23 protein-coding genes, 1 tRNA gene and 1 pseudogene are annotated in these 21,368 nt (G+C 66.7%); 13 read left to right on the forward strand and 12 right to left on the reverse strand.

Annotated features, from left to right (window positions below; all coding sequences use genetic code 11):
• Window positions 1-17 precede the first annotated feature (17 nt).
• The 3 genes from AAFM92_02925 to AAFM92_02935 all read left to right on the forward strand — a co-directional run bounded on the left by AAFM92_02925 (window position 18) and on the right by AAFM92_02935 (window position 1,427).
• Window positions 18-347, forward strand: coding sequence for a hypothetical protein (locus AAFM92_02925; protein ID MEL7299315.1), 330 nt, complete (start codon window positions 18-20; stop codon window positions 345-347).
• On the forward strand, window positions 344-766 hold the full coding sequence (locus AAFM92_02930) for a DUF6314 family protein (protein ID MEL7299316.1): 423 nt from the start codon (window positions 344-346) through the stop codon (window positions 764-766). Before AAFM92_02925 ends, AAFM92_02930 begins: the two co-directional genes overlap by 4 nt.
• A gap of 64 nt (window positions 767-830) precedes the next feature.
• Window positions 831-1,427 carry a biotin transporter BioY gene (locus AAFM92_02935; protein MEL7299317.1) on the forward strand — a complete coding sequence of 199 codons (597 nt, stop codon included), beginning with the start codon at window positions 831-833 and terminating at the stop codon, window positions 1,425-1,427.
• 55 nt (window positions 1,428-1,482) lie between these two features.
• On the opposite strand, the gene AAFM92_02940 is transcribed toward AAFM92_02935, so the two are convergent.
• From AAFM92_02940 to dddP, 3 genes are all read right to left on the reverse strand, one after another.
• Window positions 1,483-2,334, reverse strand: a complete 852-nt coding sequence (locus tag AAFM92_02940) for an endonuclease/exonuclease/phosphatase family protein (GenBank protein MEL7299318.1) — start codon at window positions 2,332-2,334, stop codon at window positions 1,483-1,485.
• Between the two features lie 39 nt (window positions 2,335-2,373).
• Complete coding sequence (locus AAFM92_02945) at window positions 2,374-3,609, reverse strand: alpha/beta fold hydrolase (protein MEL7299319.1); 1,236 nt, start codon at window positions 3,607-3,609, stop codon at window positions 2,374-2,376.
• A gap of 116 nt (window positions 3,610-3,725) precedes the next feature.
• Complete coding sequence (gene dddP / locus AAFM92_02950; GenBank protein MEL7299320.1) at window positions 3,726-5,069, reverse strand: dimethylsulfonioproprionate lyase DddP; 1,344 nt, start codon at window positions 5,067-5,069, stop codon at window positions 3,726-3,728.
• 67 nt (window positions 5,070-5,136) lie between these two features.
• On the opposite strand from dddP, the gene AAFM92_02955 reads away from it, so the two are divergent.
• Entirely contained in the window at window positions 5,137-5,814 is a 678-nt protein-coding gene (locus tag AAFM92_02955) for a heme-dependent oxidative N-demethylase subunit alpha family protein (GenBank protein ID MEL7299321.1), read from the forward strand.
• An 82-nt stretch (window positions 5,815-5,896) separates the two neighbouring features.
• Here the strand turns inward: AAFM92_02955 and AAFM92_02960 are convergent, their stop codons facing one another.
• A complete protein-coding gene (locus AAFM92_02960) occupies window positions 5,897-6,808 on the reverse strand; it encodes a calcium/sodium antiporter (protein ID MEL7299322.1) in 912 nt (303 codons plus the stop codon).
• Window positions 6,809-6,885: 77 nt separating this feature from the next.
• Window positions 6,886-7,629, reverse strand: coding sequence for an enoyl-CoA hydratase/isomerase family protein (locus tag AAFM92_02965; GenBank protein ID MEL7299323.1), 744 nt, complete (start codon window positions 7,627-7,629; stop codon window positions 6,886-6,888).
• Between the two features lie 170 nt (window positions 7,630-7,799).
• On the opposite strand from AAFM92_02965, the gene AAFM92_02970 reads away from it, so the two are divergent.
• The 6 genes and pseudogenes from AAFM92_02970 to fosX all read left to right on the forward strand — a co-directional run bounded on the left by AAFM92_02970 (window position 7,800) and on the right by fosX (window position 12,690).
• Window positions 7,800-8,636, forward strand: coding sequence for an SDR family NAD(P)-dependent oxidoreductase (locus AAFM92_02970; GenBank protein MEL7299324.1), 837 nt, complete (start codon window positions 7,800-7,802; stop codon window positions 8,634-8,636).
• Window positions 8,637-8,745: 109 nt separating this feature from the next.
• Complete coding sequence (locus tag AAFM92_02975; GenBank protein MEL7299325.1) at window positions 8,746-9,693, forward strand: GAF domain-containing protein; 948 nt, start codon at window positions 8,746-8,748, stop codon at window positions 9,691-9,693.
• 160 nt (window positions 9,694-9,853) lie between these two features.
• The gene (adh, locus tag AAFM92_02980) at window positions 9,854-11,368 is read left to right on the forward strand and encodes an aldehyde dehydrogenase (GenBank protein ID MEL7299326.1); all 1,515 of its coding nucleotides are present in this window, start codon (window positions 9,854-9,856) and stop codon (window positions 11,366-11,368) included.
• Window positions 11,369-11,456: 88 nt separating this feature from the next.
• A complete protein-coding gene (locus AAFM92_02985; GenBank protein MEL7299327.1) occupies window positions 11,457-11,675 on the forward strand; it encodes a hypothetical protein in 219 nt (72 codons plus the stop codon).
• A gap of 96 nt (window positions 11,676-11,771) precedes the next feature.
• Window positions 11,772-12,188, forward strand: a complete 417-nt coding sequence (locus AAFM92_02990) for a DUF779 domain-containing protein (GenBank protein ID MEL7299328.1) — start codon at window positions 11,772-11,774, stop codon at window positions 12,186-12,188.
• Between the two features lie 86 nt (window positions 12,189-12,274).
• Window positions 12,275-12,690: pseudogene (fosX, locus tag AAFM92_02995) on the forward strand (FosX/FosE/FosI family fosfomycin resistance hydrolase).
• On the opposite strand, the gene AAFM92_03000 reads toward fosX, so the two are convergent.
• From AAFM92_03000 to AAFM92_03015, 4 genes are all read right to left on the reverse strand, one after another.
• Entirely contained in the window at window positions 12,687-13,892 is a 1,206-nt protein-coding gene (locus AAFM92_03000) for a lytic murein transglycosylase (protein ID MEL7299329.1), read from the reverse strand. The pseudogene fosX and the gene AAFM92_03000 sit on opposite strands and share 4 nt — an antisense overlap.
• A gap of 65 nt (window positions 13,893-13,957) precedes the next feature.
• The gene (locus tag AAFM92_03005) at window positions 13,958-14,755 is read right to left on the reverse strand and encodes a hypothetical protein (protein ID MEL7299330.1); all 798 of its coding nucleotides are present in this window, start codon (window positions 14,753-14,755) and stop codon (window positions 13,958-13,960) included.
• Between the two features lie 242 nt (window positions 14,756-14,997).
• Window positions 14,998-16,404: a type I glutamate--ammonia ligase gene (glnA, locus tag AAFM92_03010; GenBank protein ID MEL7299331.1), complete on the reverse strand. Its 1,407-nt coding sequence runs from the start codon at window positions 16,402-16,404 to the stop codon at window positions 14,998-15,000.
• A 111-nt stretch (window positions 16,405-16,515) separates the two neighbouring features.
• Window positions 16,516-16,854 (reverse strand): P-II family nitrogen regulator, encoded by a 339-nt coding sequence (locus tag AAFM92_03015; GenBank protein ID MEL7299332.1) that lies wholly within the window; start codon window positions 16,852-16,854, stop codon window positions 16,516-16,518.
• Window positions 16,855-17,026: 172 nt separating this feature from the next.
• Between AAFM92_03015 and AAFM92_03020 the strand changes: the two genes are divergently transcribed.
• Entirely contained in the window at window positions 17,027-18,799 is a 1,773-nt protein-coding gene (locus AAFM92_03020) for an NAD(P)H-hydrate epimerase (GenBank protein ID MEL7299333.1), read from the forward strand.
• On the opposite strand, the gene AAFM92_03025 is transcribed toward AAFM92_03020, so the two are convergent.
• Window positions 18,793-19,233 (reverse strand): Hint domain-containing protein, encoded by a 441-nt coding sequence (locus AAFM92_03025; GenBank protein ID MEL7299334.1) that lies wholly within the window; start codon window positions 19,231-19,233, stop codon window positions 18,793-18,795. The two genes, AAFM92_03020 and AAFM92_03025, sit on opposite strands and share 7 nt — an antisense overlap.
• A gap of 193 nt (window positions 19,234-19,426) precedes the next feature.
• On the opposite strand from AAFM92_03025, the gene AAFM92_03030 reads away from it, so the two are divergent.
• Window positions 19,427-19,511: transfer RNA gene (locus AAFM92_03030), tRNA-Leu, on the forward strand.
• 137 nt (window positions 19,512-19,648) lie between these two features.
• On the forward strand, window positions 19,649-20,596 hold the full coding sequence (locus tag AAFM92_03035) for a site-specific integrase (GenBank protein ID MEL7299335.1): 948 nt from the start codon (window positions 19,649-19,651) through the stop codon (window positions 20,594-20,596).
• Here AAFM92_03035 and AAFM92_03040 read toward each other — a convergent pair.
• Both AAFM92_03040 and AAFM92_03045 read right to left on the reverse strand, forming a co-directional pair.
• Complete coding sequence (locus tag AAFM92_03040) at window positions 20,580-20,831, reverse strand: hypothetical protein (GenBank protein MEL7299336.1); 252 nt, start codon at window positions 20,829-20,831, stop codon at window positions 20,580-20,582. The genes AAFM92_03035 and AAFM92_03040 overlap by 17 nt on opposite strands.
• Complete coding sequence (locus AAFM92_03045) at window positions 20,818-21,366, reverse strand: DNA N-6-adenine-methyltransferase (GenBank protein ID MEL7299337.1); 549 nt, start codon at window positions 21,364-21,366, stop codon at window positions 20,818-20,820. The genes AAFM92_03040 and AAFM92_03045 overlap by 14 nt, the downstream gene beginning before the upstream one ends.
• Window positions 21,367-21,368 lie beyond the last annotated feature (2 nt).

Raw genomic sequence — 21,368 nt, forward strand, 5'->3', positions numbered from 1 at the left:
AGACACAAGGAACGCCCATGCGCCCCATCGCCGTCCTGGCCCTTCTGCCCACGCTGGCCTGCGCCGAGGAGTTTTCGACGCTGAGCGGCGCGGAGATCTCAGCGGCCCTCACCGGGGTCACGCTCACCTACGAAGACGGCGCGGTGCAGACCTTCTACGCCTCGGGCCGCACGCTCTACGACAACGGGCGCCCGAGCTGGGGAACATGGGCCGTGCGGGGCGATGAGTACTGCTCGCAATGGCCGCCCGCCGACGGCTGGGCCTGCTATGCCATGGATGGCGCGGGCGAGGTGCTGCGCTTCATAGGCGAGAGCGGGGATGTGAGCGCCGGGGAGATCGCCCGATGAGCGCCCTCGAACACGCCGATTTCAAGCGCGTCTGGCTCCTGAAACGGGAGATCGTCCACAAGGCCGAGCCGCCGAACCGATTTGAGGGGCTCGCGCGGATCACCCGCCGCTGGACCTATCTCGAATGGGGCAATCTCGAGGTGCGCGGACGCGATTATACCGCCGGTCGGCGCTATTGGTGGAAGCCCATGGAGGGCGGTTTCGATGTCTGCTTCGAGGATGGCGAGCCCTTCCACAAGTTCACCTTCGACCGTCCCTCCGCGCGCCACGACTGCGACCCCGACACCTACCTCGTGCGCTACGACTTCAGCGAATGGCCCACCTGGCGCTGCACGTGGGAGGTCTCCGGCCCTCGCAAGGACTACAAGATGTCCTCCACCTATGCGCCCTTCTCGGCGATGAACTCGCTCAAGATGTGAGCGCGCCCTTGCAGCGGCGCGCACCATGGGGATATTGGCGCTCAAAGTTCTAGAGGAGGGGCCCATGGCCACCACATATGACAAAGTCCTGACGGAGGCCGTGGGGCCGAGCGAGGGGGCGGCCAAGCTCATCAAGCAGATCGTGCTCGTGGTGCTCGGCATCGCGGCGCTGGCGATCCTCGCCAAGGTTAAGGTGCCCATGTGGCCCGTCCCGGTGACGATGGGCACTTTCGCCGTCCTCACCATTGGCGCCGCCTACGGGCCGCGTCTCGGGTTTGCGACGATCCTCGGCTACATGGTCATCGGCGCGCTGGGCTTTGATGTCTTCGCCTCGTCCTCGGCCGAGAATTTCGGCCTCACCTACATGATGGGCGGCACGGGCGGCTATCTCGTGGGCTACGTGCTGGCGACGCTGGCACTGGGCTACTTCGCGCGCCTCGGCTGGGATCGCTCCATGCTCAAGATGGCGGCCGCCATGCTCGTCGGCAATGCGCTCATCTACATCCCTGGCCTCCTCTGGCTGGGGCAGCTCTACGGCTGGGATCAGCCGATCCTTCAGTGGGGCCTCACGCCCTTCCTCGTCGGAGATGCGCTGAAGCTCGCGCTGGCCGCGCTCCTCGTGCCGGGGCTCTGGAAGCTGATCGGCGACGCGCGCGCCTGAGAAGGTCTGGCGCAAACCGCGATCTCGGTGACGGGCGTCCTTTGGGCGCCCGTTTTCATTTGAAGGACACGCGAGCGCGCAGCCCGCGGTGGTCGGAGCCGAGGAAGCCCAGCCGCTCCACCGTGCCTGAAGGGGCGAGCACGTGGTCGATAGGCAACCGCAGCCCACGATGGGCGAAGGTCACGGCGGAGGGTCCGCGATAGGACACGCCCGCCACCCGCGCCGTGGACCTGACAGCATGGCTCCACGGCATCTGGTTGAAATCTCCGCCGATGATCATCGGGCCCTCGAGGTTTTCCAGCACGGTGTGGACCTCCGGGAGCTGGCCGGGCTGCGCGAAGGGCCACGGCCAATGCAGGTGCACGGAGACGACCCAGCCGGGCCCGCTTTCACCCACCACCTGCAGCGCGGCAAGCCCGCGCGCGCGGCTACAGCGCCCGCCTTCGGGCCCAGCAGGAAGCCGGGAGAGCACCGCCATGGAATAGAGCGCGCCGAAATCGCAGCGCTGCCTGACGGGGAAATCCTCCGCGAGGAGATCGAGAAGGCGCGCGTTCTGCGGAGAGAGCTCCTGGAGCGTGACGATGTCTGCCCCCGCGGCGCGGATATCGGCGGCCAGGTCCTCCACGGCGCGGTTCCAGTAACCCAGGTTCTTCTGGTAGAGGACGATCTCGCCCGGATGGTCCGGACTGCGATCCCAGAGAAGCTGGTTGAGGGCGAGGCTCGCGAGCGTGAGCGCTGCCGCCGCCCAGGCCCAGCGCGCCCTGCGCAGGGAGGGCCAAAGGCAGAGACCGAGAACGCCCACTCCCAGTGGCACGCGTAGCACGGCGAGACTGTCGAGCGCGGGGTGGAGCGCGCCGCCATGGGAGGCAAGAAACAGGGCGGCACAAAGGAGGGCGGCGATCTTCATCGCGCTTCGCTAGCCTGAATGCGCCCGGAGCGCGAGCGCTTAGGCCACGCGGTCCACCGGGCCGTCGATGAGCTTGGTCTTCACGACACTCGTGGCCTCGAGGGTGCGGTGCACCGGGCATTTGTCGGCGATCTCCAGGAGCTTCTGGCGCTCGGCCTCCGTGAGGTCCCCGTCGAGGTGGATGTGGCGCACGAAATGGTCGAGCTTGGCCGAGGCGCTGGGCTCGGTATCCTGCCCGTGGACCTTGTCATGGGTGACGTCGACGTAGACGTGGCGCAGCTTGAGGCCTTTGCGACGCGCATAGAGGCGGATCGTCATGGAGGTGCAGGCCCCGAGCCCCGCCGAGAGGAAGCCGTAGGGCGACATGCCCCGGTTGGTGCCGCCATAGGCGACAGGTTCGTCGGCGAGCGCGTGGTGCGTGGGGCCGTGGGTGATGTCCTGCAGGAAGCCCTTGGGATCAGCCTCTGCCACGCGGACAACGCCTTCCGGCGCCCCGATGGGGGCTGCGAGCTTGGGCAGCGCGAGGTACCGCGTCGCCCAGGCGGCGATGACCTCGGCGGCGTATTCGGCATCGTCGGCGTCGGTGATGAGGTGATCGGCGCTGTCGAGGGTCACGAAGCTCTTCGGATGCTTGGCGGCGCGGAAGATCGCCTCGGCATTCTCGATGCCCACGATGGTGTCCTTCGGGGCATGTAGGATGAGATGGGCTGCGCGGGTTGCGGCGATGGCGTCCGCGAGGGTCTCGGAGGCGACATCATCCACGAAGGCCTGACCAATGGTGATGGGACGGCCGCCGAGATTGACCGTGGCCCGGCCGTGGGCGGCGATATCGGAGAGCGCGCCTTCGAAGTTGTGCGTCACGTGGGCGGGCTCGAACGGCGCGCCGAGGGTGACGACGGCGCGGATACCGGGGAGGTCCGCGGCGGCCTTGAGCACCGCCGCGCCCCCGAGCGAATGCCCGATGAGAAGCGTGGGTGGCATGCCCCGCGCCTCGAGCGCGGCATGGGCCGCGCGGAGATCGGCCACATTGGAGGAGAAGGTCGTATTGCCGAATTCGCCCTCCGAATGCCCGAGGCCGGTGAAATCGAAACGCAGCACCGCGAGCCCCAGCGCGGCGAGGCGTGACGCGATGCGCCGCGCGGCGGGGATGTCCTTGCCGCAGGTGAAACAATGGGCGAGGAGCGCCGTGCCCAGATGCGGCCCGTCGGGCATGTCGAGGCGGGCGGCGAGTTTGGAGCCGTCATGGCCTTCGAAGGTGAAGCGTTCGGTGGGCATGGGGGCCTCCTTGTGGTGCACCGAGGATGGGAGGACCGCGCGTGTCTTCCAAGCCCTGTTACGCCCGAGGCACGGGGAGGTGATGCGTGTTGCAGCCGCGCCGGGCGGGCGCGGGGTTAGAGCGTGCCGAGGAGGGCCGGGTCGTGGGGGTAGGTGGTGAGGTTCTCGTAGCCGGTCTCTGTCACCAGCACCTGGTCTTCCAGCTTGATGCAGAAATCGCCGCCATCCTCGCCGACGAGCGCCTCCACGCAGAGCGTCATGCCGGGCTCGAGCTCGTAGTCGAAGGCGCTGGGCACCATCTTGTCCGGATAGGCCACAAGGGGCCATTCATCACAGAGCCCAACGCCATGGGCGAGGCAGCCGTATTTGCGCGCCTGGTACTTCTCCGGCAAACGGTGAGAGCGGGCGATCCAGTCCTCGATGTTGAGGCCCGGACGGATCAATTCCATATTGGTTTCAATATGTTCCAAGGCGCACTTCATGGCTTCGATCATGTCGGGGCGGGGCTTTCCCTCGCCGATCCACCAGGTGCGGGAGATATCCACGCAGATGCCGTAGCTGCCAACGAGATCGGTGTCGAAGGCGAGGATCTCGTTGCGTTCTGGGATCCGCGGGCCGCATTCCTGGAACCACGGGTTCGTCCGCGGGCCGGTGGCCAATAGCCGGGTTTCGATCCATTCGCCGCCGCGCTTGATGTTCTCGGCATGGAGCACGGCCCAGATATCATCCTCGCAGGTGGTGCCGTCGCCCATATGGGCGCGGGCGAAGTCTTCCATGGCGCGGCAGGACGCCTCGCACGCGTGGGAGGCGCAGCGCATGGCCTTTATCTCGTCCGGGCCTTTGACGGCGCGGGCCTTCTCGGTGAGCTCCTCGCCCGGAAATACTTCGAAGCCATGGGCTTCGAGCGCGCGGAGGCCGTGGATCATGATCTTGTCCACGCCGAGGCGCATGTTGCCCCCGCCGTGCTCGTTGATCAGATCGCGGACCTCCCTGGAGAAGGCGTCCGTGGCGGGTTCGATCCGGTCTCCCCGGTCGAAATAGAAGAAGTCCGCGCCGGAACGCTGCTCATTCACCAGTGGATTGAAGGTGCTCAGGAAGGGCGCGATCTTGTAATCCCAGAGAACCATGTAGCCATCGGCGCAGACCATGAGCGCCCGGAATGGATTGTGGGTGTTCCAGAGCTGCATGTTGGTGCTGTCTGTGGCGTAGCGGATGTTGAGCGGGTCGAAGACGAGGAGTGCGCCGTAATCGCGCGCGGCGATGGCCTCGACGAGCCGCCCGTGGCGGTAGCGGCGCATGGCCTGGAGGTCCGGAAGGGCGAGGCCGGCCGCCCCCCATTCGGCGTAGGCGAGCGCGGTGGGTCCGATCTCGATCCGGTCGTTGTCGTCTGGCGTGTTGTCGCCCTTCAGCCCCGCTTTCAACGGGTCTATCTTGCGGATATCTCGGTAGGGCCGGTTCATGCGCGTCTGCCTTTCGGGTCAGCGTGGAAGGCGCGGCGCGCGGCGTCTGGAAGGAATGCGAAGCGAAATGTCGGATTCGGTGCTCCAGCGGCACGTGCCATACCCGGCGACGGAGGCGCGGCGTTTGCCCGGGATGCAGATGCTCGCCCCGCGGGACTGGCTGGTCTTCGACGAGGCGGAGGCGGCGCAATGCGCGCTGAGGCGGAGGCTCCTGGGCGAGCGGCGCGCGGAGGTGCTGGCGGCGATGCGGGGCACGGAGGCGCTGATGTCAGAGGCCTGCGCGGTGATCTCGGAGCATCTCGCGCGCGATCACGGACGGCCCGGCGTCGCGCGCTTCGAGGATCTGGCGGGGGCGATCCAGGAGGATGTGATCATCCTCGAGAAGCGGGACGGGGCCCATGTCATGGCGGCGGCGCTGCTCTGCTTCCCGGCGTCCTGGACGCTTGCCGAGAAGATCGGCCGACCCATGGCGCGCATCCACGCGCCCGTGGCCGCGATCGACGCGCGCATGGACGCGATGATCGAGGCGGTCTTCGCGGCGGTGACGCCCGCGCGTCCGCTCTGGCGCTACAACCAGCTCTGGTATCGGGATCCCGCACTTTTCCAGCCGCGGCGCGAAGACGATCCGCGGGGTCACAAGGCGGGGGATTACCTGCGCACGGAGCGCCAGTGCCTGGTGCGGATGCCCTCGGGCGCGCTTCTCTTCACGATCCACACTTACGTGGTGCATCGCGACGATCTCTAGTGTGGTGCGTCGCCGTGCGGCTCTGTTTCTCCGCGCGCCATACGGCGTGCTCGAAAGGCGCCCGCCCACCGACCCGGGCGATTTACATCGAGAAGAGCGCCGCGAGGTAGGCCCCGTAGGCGAGGAGCGCGAGCGCACCCGAGATGCGGGCGAGGACCGGGCGTGTGACGAGGAGCACGAGCAGGACGGCGGTGGCCGCCAGCATGACCCAGACATCGAAGCCGCGGATGGCGGCGACGTCGGGAATGGGGGCGACGAGGGCCGTGACGCCGAGGATGCCCAGGATGTTGAAGAGGTTCGAGCCCACGATATTGCCGAGGGCGAGGTCCATCTCGCGCTTGCGGGCAGCAATCAGGGTGGTGACGAGCTCCGGGAGCGAGGTGCCGATGGCCACGAGTGTAAGCCCGATGACCGCCTCGGGGACGCCGAGGCCCGCGGCGAGGCTAGACGCGCCGAGGACGAGGGCGCGCGCGGCGGCGATGGTGATGGCAAGGCCCGCGAGGGCGAGAAGCAGCGGGCCGAACGCGGTGCCTTCCCGCGCGCCGGGCACCTTGGGCGAGGTGGCGAGCGTGCGCCAGAGATAGGCGGCGAGGCCCGCGAGGAGCACCGCGCCCGCCCCGCGGGAAACGCCGCCCGTGGCGATGAGCGCCGTGGCCGCGAGGGTAGCGAGGGCGAGCGCTATCATGTCTCCGCGCAAGGCCGCGCGGTCCACCGCGATGGGGGCAAGCAGCGCGCCTAGGCCAAGGATGAGGAGGATGTTACCGATATTTGAGCCCACGACGTTGCCCAGCGCGATGCCCGGTGCATCCGCCAGCGCCGCTTGCACGCTCGTGGCGAGCTCGGGCGCGGAGGTCCCGAAGCCCACCAGCGTGAGCCCGATCACGAGGGGAGAGACACCGAAGGCACGCGCCGCGGTGGCGGCGCCGCGCACGAGAAGCTCACCGCCAAGGATGAGCCCGGCCAAACCGAAGATGACGAGGAGGATATCGCCCATGGGCGTAGACTTTCATGGCGCGGGACACCGGCCCGCATCGCCGGAAAATGGCCTCGGCCCGGGGCGGCTTCAAGAGCTCAGACCGTGAGGTTGAGCGGATCGATATAGGCCGGGTCCTCCTCGCGCATCACGCGCAGGATGTCCCGGTGCATGCGGCGCTTGAGCTCGCCGAAGATGGCGCGGCTCTTCGAGAAGCCCTCGGCCAGCTCGAGGGCGCCTGCGAGGGTGGCCTCGGCGTCGGGGAAGGCTGCGGTGATGACCTTGTCGGCGAGGAGATCCTCTGCCGTGGCACGGCGGCCCGACAGGATGAGGTCGTTGAAGCGCGGCTCGGGGATGGCCTTGCGGGTGAAGGCGATCATGGAGGGCAGGAAGGGGATCGAGATATCCACCTCCGGGAAGCAGAAATAGCCGCGATCGGCGCGCATGACGCGGAAATCGCAGCAGCAGGCGAGCATGGCGCCATTGCCGAAGGCGTGGCCGGTGAGCGCGCCGATGACCGGCACTGGCAGCGTCAGGAGCCCGGCGAAGACGTCGTTCATCGCGTACATGAAGGCGCGGATGTCGTCCTGCTTGCCGCCATGCATGGCCGCCATGAGCCAATTGAGATCCACGCCCTGCGACCAGTTCTTCTCGTCGCTCGAGGTGATGACGAGGGATTTGACGGAAGCGTCGCGCTCCACTTCCGCGAGGGCCGCTTTCATCGCCTCGGCGAAGGCGAGGTTTTGCTTGTTCTCGCCATTGGTGAGCGTGAGCACGGCCACCTTGCCGCGCCGCTCCAGCGTGAGGACATCGTTGGCGATCGTGGGGGCGGGGGTGGACATGGTCTGGCTCCTTGACGCGCGCGTCAGGTGTCATGCGCAGGACGCGCGCGCGCAAGGGAAACGTGAGGTCACGGGCGCGGGGCAGGCGCGTGGCCAGCTTACGGGAAGGGGCTATCCAGCGCCTGCCTGCGCGCCTAGGCTGACGGGACTGATCAAGACGGAGAACCGCCATGACCCATCCCGCGCTCACATCCGCCTCCGTGGCCGTCGTCACCGGCGGCGCATCCGGGATCGGGCTCGCGATCGCCAGCGAGTACGCCCGGCTTGGGATGCGCGTGGTGGTGGTGGACCTCGCGGCCGACAGGCTGGCTGCGGCGGGAGAACGGCTGCGCGCAGCGGGGGCGGCGGAGGTAATGACGTCCGAGACCGACATCTCCGACCGCGCCGCCGTGGAGGCGCTCGAGGCACGTGTGGCGGAGGCCTTCGGCGGCACCGACATTCTCATGGCCAATGCCGGGATCGGCGTGAGCTCGTCCTGTCTCGGCACGCGCGAGGCCTGGGAGGCGACACTCGGGGTCAATCTCTGGGGGCCAGTGCATTGCTGCCAGGCCTTCGTGCCTCGGATGATTGCCCGCGGGCGGCCCGGCTTCATCGTCAACACGGGCTCAAAGCAGGGCATCACCACGCCGCCGGGGAACCCAGCCTACAATGTGTCGAAGGCGGGCCTCAAAGCCTATACCGAAGCGCTGGCCCACGAACTCAGGACCACCGAGGGCGCGGCGCTGACGGCGCATCTCCTCGTCCCCGGCTTCGTCCATACGGGCATGACCGGACGGGCCGAGAAGCCCCCGGCGGCGTGGACGGCGGAACAAACGGCGGCGTTTTTCCTCAAAAGCCTCGCACGCGGTGATTTCTACATCCTGTGCCCCGATAACGACGTGCCGCGCGCGCTCGACGAAAAGCGCATCGCCTGGGCCATGGGCGACCTCATCGAGAACCGCCCGGCCCTGAGCCGCTGGCACCCCGATTATGCCGAGGCCTTCGCGGCCCATGTGAAAGAGAGCTGAGGCCGGTGTCTCGGATGCGAGACACATTGCTGCGGCGCGGCGAGGCAAAGCCCCGCGCAGGTGCTGCAGCGCGGCGGGACTCCGCGCACACGCTGCGGTAGCGTTCCGCATGCGTCACGCAGACCTCGTCTTTTCCGCCATCACATCGGAGCAAGCCGCGCGCTCCCGCATCGTCGCCTCCTGGGCGCGGTCGCACCGGCGTCACGGGCTCGACCCAGCACGCAAGGGCGAGGCGACGGTGCTGAGCGCGTGGGAAATGCGGCCGCGACTGGAGGCCAGCGAGCGCCTTACGCGGGTGGCGGCGTCCAAGCTCGACCAGCTCTACGGGCTTGTTTCCATTTCAGGTTGTGCCGTCGTGCTCACCGACGGCGACGGCGTCATCCTCGACCGCCGCGTGTCGGATGGTGAGGCCGGGGCTTTCGCCTCCTGGGGTCTCATCGAGGGCGCGGATTGGAGCGAGGCGCAGGAGGGCACCAACGGCATCGGGACCTGCCTCGCCGAGAAGCGGAGCCTCATCGTGCACCGGGACGAGCACTTCTGCTCGAAGAACGTGGCCATGAGCTGCATCGATTCGCCGATCTACGGCGCGGATGGGGCGATCCTAGGCGCACTCGACGTCTCCTCCGCCCGGGCCGACCAGACCGCGGCGATGAACTCCATGATGGCGGCCATGGTCGCGCAGACCGCCCGGCAGATCGAGGCGGACAATCTCAAGGCCAGTTTCGAGGGCGCGCGCGTCGTCTTTGCAGGCGGCGAGGATGCCGATCGCAACGCGCTTCTCGCGATCAACGGCGATGACGTCGTCATCGGGGCCACGCGCGCGGCGCGGCAGCTTTACGGCTGGCGCGCGGAGGGCGCCTTCGAGCCCGTGGCGGCCACCGACATCTTCGGGCGCGACGGCGCGCTCACGGGGCTCGACCGCTCCGAGAAGGCGGCGCTCGTGCGCGCGCTCACCCGCGCGGGCGGCAATGCCTCGGCGGCCGCCAAGGCGCTCGGCATCGGGCGGGCCACGCTCTACCGCCGCATGAAGCGACTGGGCATTTCAAGAACGCTCTGAGGGACAGGGTGTATCAGCCGCGGGACACATCCGCGGCGCGTGACTTGGGCGGCCTCTTCGCAGGGCGCCGACCGGCGACCTAACGTGGCGCCACACCGCACCATAAGCGGCACCAGGACGAAAACCGCAAACATCCTTTGGGAGGATAGCAATGAACGACATGACCCTTATCGACGGGGGCACCCATGTGGCACCCTTCGCCAAGAGCTATGACAACTTCATCGGTGGCAAATTCGTGGCCCCCAAATCGGGCCGCTACTTCGACAACGTGAGCCCGCTCACGGGCCTGAGCATGGGCCAGGTCGCGCGCTCCGGCGCGGAGGACATCGAGGCCGCCCTCGATGCCGCGCACAAGGCCGCCGATGCCTGGGGCAAGACCTCCGTCACCGAGCGCTCCAACATGCTCCTCAAGATCGCGCAGGTCCTCGAGGACAATCTCGAGCTCCTCGCCATTTGCGAGACCTGGGACAACGGCAAGGCCATCCGCGAGACCCGCGCCGCTGACCTGCCGCTCGCCATCGACCACTTCCGCTATTTCGCCGGTGTCATCCGCGGGCAGGAAGGCACGATGTCCGAGATCGACCACGACACGGTCGCCTACCACTTCCACGAGCCGCTGGGCGTCGTGGGGCAGATCATCCCGTGGAACTTCCCGCTCCTCATGGCCACATGGAAGCTTGCCCCGGCGCTGGCGGCGGGTAACTGCATCGTGCTCAAGCCCGCCGAACAGACGCCGGCCACGATCATGGTGCTTCTCGAGCTCATAGCCGACATCCTGCCGGCGGGCGTGCTCAACGTGGTCAACGGGTTCGGCCTCGAAGCGGGCAAGCCGCTCGCGCAATCCACGCGCGTGGCCAAGGTCGCCTTCACCGGCGAGACAACGACCGGCCGCCTCATCATGCAGTACGCCTCCGAGAATATCATCCCGGTGACGCTGGAGCTCGGCGGGAAATCCCCCAACATCTTCTTCAGCGACATCGCCGCCGAGGATGACGCCTATTTCGACAAGTGCGTCGAGGGCTTCGTGATGTTCGCGCTCAACCAGGGCGAGGTCTGCACCTGCCCGTCGCGCGCACTGATCCACGAGAGCATCTATGACAAGTTCATGGAGCGCTGCCTGGAGCGGACAAAGGCCATCGCGCTAGGCGATCCCCGCGAGGGCGACACGATGATGGGCGCGCAGGCCTCGAGCGAGCAGAAGGAAAAGATCCTGAGCTACTTCGACATCGCCAAGCAGGAGGGCGCGGAAGTGCTCACCGGTGGCACGGAGCGCAAGATGACCGGGGACCTCGAGGGCGGCTACTACATCGAGCCGACCATCCTGAAGGGCCACAACAAGATGCGCGTCTTCCAGGAGGAGATCTTCGGGCCGGTCGTCTCCGTCACCACTTTCAAGGACGATGCCGAGGCGCTCGATCTCGCCAATGACACGCTCTACGGCCTCGGCGCCGGCGTGTGGTCGCGCGATGCCAACAAGTGCTACCGCTTCGGGCGCGAGGTGAAGGCGGGGCGCGTCTGGACGAACTGCTACCACCTCTATCCCGCGCACGCGGCCTTCGGTGGCTACAAGCAGTCCGGTATCGGGCGCGAAAACCACCGCATGATGCTCGACCACTACCAGCAGACCAAGAACATGCTGGTGAGCTACTCGCCCAACAAGCTGGGCTTCTTTTAAGGGGCCTTTGATGAAAATTGGCTGTGCGATCCGTGAAAACGGGTCGCGCAGCCTCACTTTTGGCGCAATTGCCGGTCAATGAGCACGGATGGCTTACGCAAATCCTCAGAACTTCGATGTTGTCGCGCCGAAGGCGCCCCGTGCCCGGATCGGCGCGGTGTTGATCCTCGCTGCGGCGGTTGGGCTTTTTGCCGTCAACGCGCTCCAGGCTGAAAGCCCCGGAACCTGCCATTTCGCGGAGGCCATCGCGCCGACGCATCTGGCGTCCCTCGTCGAAGGGGCAGCGTTCCTCGCACGCCTGGGCTGACGCCACGCGCGGCGACGTGTCCTGACAACCGGACCAGTTGTGCTACCTTTCAGGCGGAGGTGACCGCTGACTGGCTTGTGTCTTCTGGAGGACGAAATGACAGAACACGTGACAATCTCCTGCGCCACGGACGCGGACGTGGTCGAGGGCACCTCGGCCACCGCGCGCGTCACGGCGACCCCGGCCGCCCTCGCGCTCATCGAGGAGATCCGCGGGGACCACGGCGCGGTGATGTTTCACCAGTCCGGCGGCTGCTGTGATGGCTCCGCGCCCATGTGCTACCCTGTGGGCGATTTCCGCACCGGCGCGTCTGATGTGAAGCTGGGCGAGATCGACGGGGCGGAGGTCTGGATCTCGGGCCCTCAATTCGAAGCCTGGAAGCACACGCAGCTCATTCTCGACGTCGTCGATGGGCGCGGGGGCATGTTCTCGCTCGACAACGGAACGGGGAAGCGCTTCCTGACACGGTCACGGATCTTCACCGACGAGGAGAAGGCCGAACTCGGCCTGTGACCGGGTCTCTCGGTTGGGCAGCGTGAGACGACGATCTCCATGCGTTTGACCAATCCCACCAGCTCCAGGCGCACCCTACGGGCACCATGATCGAGGGCCTCAGCCACCTGACCTTCATCGTGCGGGATCTCGACGTCATGGAGCGGATCCTGACGACCGTCCTCGGGGCGGAAAGGATCTACGACAGCGGCGACGCACCCTTTTCCGGGTCGAGGGAGCGCTTCTACGACGTGGCGGGCCTCTGGGTGGCGGTGATGGAAGGCGATCCGCTCGCAGAGCTGACATACAACCACGTGGCCTTCAAGATCGCGCCGGAGGATTACGAGGAAAAGCTGCACCTCGTGCGGGCGATGGGTCTCGAGGTGAGGGACGGCCTCCCCGGGTGGAGGGCGAGGCTCGGTCCATCTACTTCTATGACGCCGACAATCACCTCTTCGAGCTCCATACCGGCACGCGCGAGGAGCGGTTCCGGCGGTATGCGGGTCCGCCCCCGGGGGGCTAGCGCAGCAACGCCTCGAGCAGCGCGCGATCGGGAAAGCACGTGGGTGTAAGGCCCTGGCTTTCCTGCCAGAGACCCACGGCGCGGCGTGTCTTGTTGCCGATGAGGCCGTCCGCCCCGCCCACGTCGTAGCCCAGGCGCACGAGCCGCTCCTGCGCGCGCGCCACGCGGCCCCGCGTCATGGTCTCCCCGGGCGCCCAGGCGCCTTGGAAGGCGGACGCTCCGAAGGCGATGCGGTCGGCGAGGTTGCCCACGAAGAGCGCGTAGAGATCGCTCTCGTTATAGGCCTTCAGCACCGTGAAATTGGGCGTGGCCATGAAGGCCGGCCCTTGCGTGCCCGCGGGCAGCACGAGAAAGCCGTCCACCCGGCGCTCGTTGACCGGGAAGGGGCGGCGCGACACGCGGACGACCCCGTCCTCCTCCCATTTGAAGATCCGCTTGGTCTGGTTCGGGCCGTTCCGGGTGCACGGGACGCGTTCGGGCAGCGTGATCTCGTAGCCCCAGTCCGACCCGGCCACCCAGCCCTTGTCGGCGAGGTAGCCGGCGATGGAGGCAAGCGTGTCGGCCTCCGAGCCCCAGATATCCGCGCGTCCATCACCATCCCCGTCCCGCGCATGGGCGAGGTAGGACGACGGGAGGAATTGCGGCTGACCCATGGCGCCGCCCCAGGACGCACGCAGGGAGAGGCCCGTCTCCTCGGCGATGACGAGCGCCTTGGCGAATTCGGCGGTGAAAAGCGCGCGCCGCGTGCCCGCGAAGCCCCGCGTGGCGAGGACACGGAGGGCGTCATGGGGAATCGCGGCGCGGCCATAGGCGCTCTCGCGGCCCCAGATGGCGAGCACGATGCGGCCGGGCACGCCCGTCTCCCGCTCGAGCCGCGCGAGGAGGGAGCCGTGCTTTTCCGCCAGAGCGCGCCCCTGGGTCGCGAGCGCCCGCAGGCTGACCTCGTTGAAGTATTGATCGGGCGCGGCGAATTCGGCCTGGCTGTCGCGGGCGGGCACGCCTCCTGCGTCGGCGAGGCCCGGGAGGGTGAAGTCAGGGGTGAGGCCACGGGTGAGGCGATCGAAGGCCGCGCGGTCCACACCTGCCTCCGCGGCGGCGGGCCAGCCCGTCCCGTCGAGCCAGCGCTGGAACGCTGCCTCGGCCCGGGCCGGGAGCGGGGCTGCGAGGACAATCGTGAGGATGAGGACGGCGAGCGCGCGCATGGCCCATTGGCGCGCGCGTGTCGCGCCCCGTCAAGGGCGCGATTGGAGCCCGTCAGAAGGGCCCGTCAAAAGGGCAAGGGCGGCAGCGTGGAGAGCTCCGTGAGCACGCCGGCGGCGGCACCTTGTGCCACCGCGATGGCCGCACTGCCCAGCGCCGTGGCACGGGCCACCTGCCGCGCGAGCGACGTGCGCTGCGGCCGCACCGGGGGCTCGCGAAAGATCGCACGGGCAAAGGAGGCTTCCGGGTCGCGGTAAGTACGCACCGAGGGTAGCGGGCGGTAGGTCGACCCGTCGTAGTAGAGCGTGAGCGGCGGGCCGCTCGTCTCCGCGGCGGGCTGCAGGATGCGGCCCACGCGCACGAGGCGCTGCATCTCGCAAGCGCCCTCGCTCCGGCGCGCCACGCGGCGCGGACTGACGGCGGGTGCCGCGGGCGACGGATCGGTGGGCTCAGGTTCCGGCGGCGTGGGATGCGTGATGACGGAGGGCTCGAGAGGCTGCACAGGCCGGCCGCCTCGACGACGCTCCCGCAGGCGTGCCTTGGCCACCAGCGGAAGGTCAAATCCCTCGTCCGCCGAAATGCTCAGGCTCACCTGGAGCGAGAGGCGCGTCCCCAGATGCTCGGCGACGCCCGCGAGGAAGGTGTCGCGGTCATCGTTGAGAGAGCAGGGCGCGGGATCGTCGGCCCCATCGCCTATGGAGACGAGGAGAGAGGATTCGTCCGCGTCGCTGGCGCCCGCGTCTCCATGGGCAAATCCGAGCCGGGTCTCGCCGATGTCGACGGCGCAGACACCGTGGTCCAGCCATGTGAGGGAAACAGGCTCCTGCCGCGCGGCTTCGAAGCCTGCGCGAAATTCCTCGGCCAACACGGCCAGGTCGAGAGATGCACCAGACGTACTCGTTAAACACATTACCCTAGACGTCCGCATGTCGGACCTCCTTTCACGAGGTTACGTGTCGTCGGAGGAGATCAGCACGAAACGGTGCAATAACTTGGGGGAGATTGCGGCACTTTTAAGAACAATTTTTGCGTGTGTCGGGAACGGGCCCTGAAAAGAAAAGGGCGCCCCGCGAAGGAGCGCCCAGATCATGCGTGTCGAAACTGTGCTCAGCAGCTGTAGTAGAGCGCGAACTCCACCGGATGCGGCGTGTGCTCGTAGGCGGTGACCTCTTCCATTTTCAGCTCGATGTAGCCCTCGACCTGGTCGCGGGTGAAGACATCGCCTGCGAGGAGGAAGTCCATGTCGGCCTCGAGCTCCTCGATGGCTTCGCGCAGCGAGCCGCACACCGTCGGGATGGAGGCGAGCTCTTCCGGCGGCAGGTCGTAAAGGTCCTTGTCGGACGCTTCGCCCGGGTCGATCTTGTTCTTGATGCCGTCGAGACCGGCCATCAGGAGCGCCGCGAAGCACAGATACGGGTTCGCGGAGGGATCGGGGAAGCGAGCCTCGACGCGCTTGGCCTTCGGGCTCTCGGTCCACGGGATCCGCACGCAGCCCGAGCGGTTGCGGGCGGAATAGGCGCGCAGAACCGGGGCCTCAAAGCCGGGGATCAGGCGCTTATAGGAGTTCGTGGACGGGTTCGTAAAGGCATTGAGCGCCTTCGCGTGCTTCAGGATGCCGCCGATGAAGTAGAGCGCTTCCTGGCTGAGATCGGCGTACTTGTCGCCAGCGAAGAGCGGCTTGCCGTCTTTCCAGATCGACATGTTGCAGTGCATGCCGGTGCCGTTGTCGCCCGCGATGGGCTTCGGCATGAACGTCGCCGACTTGCCGTAGGCCTGCGCCACGTTGTGGATGACGTACTTGTACTTTTGCAGCTCGTCAGCCTGCTTCGTGAGGCTGTCGAAGATGAGGCCGAGCTCATGCTGGCATGACGCCACCTCGTGGTGATGCTTGTCGACCTTCATCCCGAGCCGCGCCATCGTGGAGAGCATCTCGGAACGGATGTCCTGGCCGTCATCGACGGGCGGGACGGGGAAGTAGCCGCCCTTGACGCCCGGGCGGTGGCCCATGTTGCCCATCTCGTATTCGGTGTCGGTGTTCCAGGAGGCGTCGATCGCGTCGACCTCGTAGGAGACCTTGTTGATGGAGTTGGAGTAGCGGACGTTGTCAAAGAGGAAGAATTCCGCCTCCGGCCCGAAATAGCAGACATCGCCGATGCCCGAAGACTTCAGGTAGGCCTCGGCCTTTTCGGCGGTGCCGCGCGGGTCACGGTCATAGAGTTCGCCGGTGTCGGGCTCCACGACGGAGCAGTGCAGACAGATCGTCTTTTCCGCGAAGAACGGGTCCACGTAGGCGGACTCGGTGTCGGGCATGAGCTTCATGTCGGACTGGTCGATCGACTTCCAGCCGGCAATGGAGGAGCCGTCGAACATGAAACCTTCGTCGAGGAAATCCTCGTCCACCTCGGTGGACATGACGGTCACGTGCTGCAGCTTGCCGCGCGGATCGGTGAAGCGGATATCGACATAGTCGGCCCCTTCATCGGCGATGAGTTTGAGAACAGCTTCTTTGCTCATGAAGTACCCCTGTGGTTCGAGCTTGGTGTGCACGTCCCGGGCTTGATCCGGGACCTCGTGGTGTTGGCGGAGCGGCCCCGGATCAGATCCGGGGCGGGTGGTCCTTCGTGGCTAGATGGCGTCCTCGCCGGTCTCGCCGGTGCGGATGCGGATGGCTTGGGCCACGTCGGAGACGAAGATCTTGCCGTCACCGATCTTGTCCGTCTTGGCCGCGGTGATGATGGCTTCGATGGCGCCGTCGAGCTGATCGTCGGAGAGCACCACTTCGATTTTGACCTTGGGCAGGAAGTCCACGACGTATTCGGCGCCGCGGTAGAGCTCTGTATGGCCCTTCTGGCGTCCGAAGCCTTTGACTTCCACCACGCTGAGGCCCTGAATGCCGACGTCCTGGAGCGCTTCTTTGACCTCATCAAGCTTGAAGGGCTTGATGATCGCTTCCACTTTTTTCATTGCGCGCGACTCCCTAGGCGGCTTTTTTCCGGGTGAGACCATGTTCCCCCCAACGGAACAATTCGAAGCGCCAGAGGGTGCTGTCGGCGTCGGAGCGAACGGGACGTGCTGATTAAAAAATAGGCAACACGGCGCGCAGATGGGCGCTTTGCGAACGAATTTGGCGACTGACATGACCGAACTGCTCACCGCTGCCCAAATGCGCGCCATCGAGGCCAAAGCCATGGCCGAAGACGACGTCCCGGGCCTCGCGCTCATGGAGCGCGCCGGGCAGGGGGTGGTCGAGGCGATCTTCGAGGAATGGCCCGCCTCCCGCGACGCGCCGCAATCCGTCTCGGTGCTCTGCGGGCCGGGCAACAATGGAGGCGACGGCTACGTGGTGGCGCGCCTCCTCCACGGGCTGGGCTGGCAGGTGGCCGTCTACGGCATGGACCATGGCGAGAAGACCGGCGCCGATGCGCGCGCGAACCGCGACGCGTGGGAGGTGCTGGGACCCGTAGCACCGCTCGAGGAGGGGGCGTTTCGCGCGGCCCCCGGCACCGCGCTCTACATCGACGCGATCTTCGGCATCGGCCTGTCGCGCCCGGCCTCTGGCGAGCTGGCGCAATTTCTACGCTACCTCGCGGGCTCCGGCGGCGATTACGGGTATTATCAGCCGCGCATGGTGGCCCTTGATGTGCCGTCCGGCCTCTGCGCGGATTCGGGTCGCGTGCTGGGCTGCCCGGAGCCCGATCCGTTCAACAGCCTCGCGCCCTATGCGCACCTCACCGTCACGTTCGAGGCGCCGAAGGCCGGACACTTCCTGGCGCATGGTCCGGAGCTCTGTGGGAAACTCACGATCAAGAGCATCGGGCTCACCCGTGCGCGCAGCGAGCGGCTCCCCGCGGGCGACGGGATGCCCGCCCGCGGACTGCGCCCGCCGCGGCTCACGCTGCATCCACCGCTGGAAGTCGGCCCCGAGGAGCCCCATGCGCTCTTCCGGCCCTTGCTGCGGCGCAAGTATGCAGGCCACAAATACGAGCACGGCCATGTCCTCGCTCTTTCTGGCGGCGTGGGCCGCACGGGCGCTTCCCGGCTCGCCGCGCGCGCGGCGTTGCGCGTGGGGGCGGGTGCCGTGACGCTTGCGGTCCCGCCAGTTGCCCTCACCGAGATCGCGGCGCATTCCACTAGTGTTATGTGCCGGTCGCTGCGTGCGGCGACCGACCTCAGCGAGATGTTGGAAGACATCCGCATCAATACCGTCTGCATCGGCCCCGGTTTCGGGCTGGGCGAGCGGGAGGCTGCGCTTCTCGAGGCCGCGCTCGCCGCCGCTCCGCCTCCGGGCGCGGGGACGTATGTGGGGCAGGGGCGCAAGCTCGTGCTCGATGCCGATGCCCTCACGCTCCTCGCCGCGCGTGCGGAGCCGTTCGCGGGCCTCGGGCCCCATGTCGTGCTGACGCCGCATATGGGGGAATTCGCGCGTCTCTTCCCTGAGGAGGCCGCGCGTCTCTCCGGCCCGCCGCGACCGGGCCTGCGCTATGCGGAGCAGAGCATGGCCGCGCTTGTCGCTGCGCGCGAGGAAGCCGAGGCCTATCGCGCGCATGTAGCGGCCCAGACAGGGCCCGCCTATTCCAAGGTCGATGCCGTGCGGGCGGCGGCGGCGTCCTCCGGTGCGATCGTCCTGCTCAAGGGGACTGACACGGTCGTTGCCAATCCCGCGGGCGAGGCATGGGTCCACGCCGCCAGCCGGGACCGGGCGGCGCCCTGGCTCGCCACGGCGGGGTCGGGGGACGTGCTCTCGGGGCTCATCTCGGGCCTCGCGGCGCGTGGCCATCGCCCGGACCATGCCGCCATCCTCGCAGCCGCGCTCCATGTTGATTGCGCGCTGGCCTTCGGACCGGGCCTCATCGCCGAAGACCTGACTGAAATGCTGCCCCGCGTCCTGCGGGACGCCGAGGCTCAGTGAGCGCGGCCGGGCACCGCCTCCGACATCAGTTCGAGCCCACCGGCATAGACGATGTGCGCGCGCGCGAAGCGCAGCGTGAAGAGGCGCAGTTCCCGCGGCCCCATGGCCTCGATGAACCGCCCGTCGACAAGCTGCGCCGCGGGGAGCGAGATCGCGCTGGCCCCGTGAAGCTTCTGCACCCGCCAATCCCTGAGATGGACGCATTGCCCGGCGGGCAGGGTCATGGCCGCTTCGGGCAGGCCTTGCCCCAGCGCGCCGGCTGAAATGCGGATCGCGGGCACGGTCACGACGCGCTCCTCGATGCTGGCGAGGGTGCGCATGCCGACGTCACGCGTGACGATGCGATCTCCCGCGCCGAGCGTTTCGACGGGGCGGATGCCTTCGGCCGTGATGATATCTGTCCCGGCCACGAGGCCGGTGACCGCCGCGGCCATCGCCTGAACGGGACACGCGCCGCTGAACGCGGCAGAGAGAGGAGCGTTTGACGCCATGTTTGGTTACCTGCTCGGTATTTTTTCGCGAGAGTACTAACGAAACGTGACCGTGTCGCGAAAAATCTGAGCGTCACAGGCCCAGCGCACCTTTGCGCTCGCGCGCGCCCGCGCGCTTTGCTAGAGCCAGCGCAGTGCGGATGTGGCGAAACTGGTAGACGCACCAGATTTAGGTTCTGGCGCCGCGAGGCGTGGAGGTTCGAGTCCTCTCATCCGCACCATAGACAAGCGTCAAAAGCGGACAAAACGCAGCCAGTAAAGGCTGTTTTCGTGTGGCCTAAGACCTTGAACATCACGAAAACGCGGCGTGAACATACGAACAACTGGCGCGCGCACTACGAACGATTTACGCACACGCATGGCGTCGATTCGTAAAATCAAGTCGGGGTGGCAGGCGCAGGTGGCGCGGCGCGGCGTGAGGACCTCAAAGACGTTTCCCACCAAGCGTCAGGCGCAGGACTGGGCCGCGCGCGAAGAGCAGCTGATCCTCTCAGGTGAAGGTAAGTACGACGGCGGAACCGTGAGCGACTTGCTCGGTCGTTATGCGCGCACCGTGAGCCCCAAGAAGCGCGGCGAGCGTTGGGAGGTTCTTCGACTCAACAACATGGCCCGTGACGAGCTCGGCGCAGTGCGGATAAAAGACCTCGATCCCGCCGACATCGCCGCTTGGCGCGACCGCAGGCTTAAGCAGGTGGCCCCCAACTCGGTCAGACGAGAGATGCAGATCCTCAACGCCGTGCTGAACGTAGCTGTCAAAGAGTGGGGCGCGCTGCCGAGAAACCCAGCCCGTGACGTGTCTAAGCCACCAAAACCGCAGCCTAGGTCTCGGCTGGTCACGGATGCCGAGATTGCAAAGCTCGTAGCGCGTGCGCCGGATCTGAACACCATTGCCGGACGCTCTGTGCATGCCTTTCGATTTGCCTGCGCCACGGCCATGAGAGCAAGCGAACTGCTGTCACTGGACGCGTCGTCTGTGAATGGCTCGGTGGCAACGCTGCAGACGTCCAAGACGGGCAAGGGCCGCCGTGTGCCACTGTCCTCGCATGCACGCGATCTGTGGGCCGCGCTGCCAGGGGACGGCTTTGATCTCACGCCCCGCCAGCTAGACGCCAACTTTCGTAAGGTGCGAGACGCTTGCAAGATTACAGGTCTGACGTTTCACGACAGCAGGCATAGAGCGATCACTGACCTCGCCAGAAAGGTCTCTGTTCTCGACTTGGCGCGCATCGTCGGACACGACAATCTCTCGCAGCTTATGACCTACTACGAGGCACAAGCCGAGGACATTGCTACTCTACTGGACTGAAATGCTGGCGCAGGAAGCGCAGGTTCTTTCCGCCGACGCGTTCGCTGGCGTATGTGCCATCTCTGGCGCGTCGGCGCACCGTGTCTACGGTCACGCCCTCGATTGCTGCGACTTCTGAGGCCGTCAGGTACGGGCTGTCATTTCCAAGTCTCTCATTGAGCTGATCGAGCTTCGCGTGCAGGCTCTGGATCTGCTTTTCGAGGTCTTCGGGGAGCTTTACTTCAATCGTGGTCATGATTGTGCTCTTTTGTATGGAAGGGGCGGAACAGCGCCCCAAGGTCGCCAGCTCGCATAAGTGCCTTGGCTCCCAACTCGCCCGCGGCCAGCAATGTGGTTCCAGTTCCAGGCTGCTCGCCACGCGAGCCGTCAGGGCGTAGAAACTTGACCTTGGGCGAGATGAAGAGCACTGCTGACGCGCTCGGTGCTGCTTCCTGCCACCACGGTGCGGAAGTGCGATCAGGCACAAGGGCGACGCCGTTTCCGTGATCAAAAAACCGCGCTAGCCATGCGCGCTTTGTTGACTGATGGCCAAAAGGCGGGTTCATCCACACAAAGCCATGCCACGGATGAGACAAGCCGTCGCGGGGTGGCGCGATAAAATCGTCAGCGGGAACGTGTAGGGGTCCGGTAGGCGGAGAAGACACGTCGAGGTCAAAACGGACACCCATGGCCCGAAATATGTAGGCGGGTGTGTACCACTCATCAGTCTCTCCTGCCGCTTCATAAGCCGCCACGTCAATGCTCCGATCTATGCGCCATGTGGTCGTCAATC

The sequence above is a fragment of the Pseudomonadota bacterium genome, from assembly GCA_038533575.1.
Classification (GTDB): Bacteria; Pseudomonadota; Alphaproteobacteria; order Rhodobacterales; family Rhodobacteraceae; genus Shimia_B.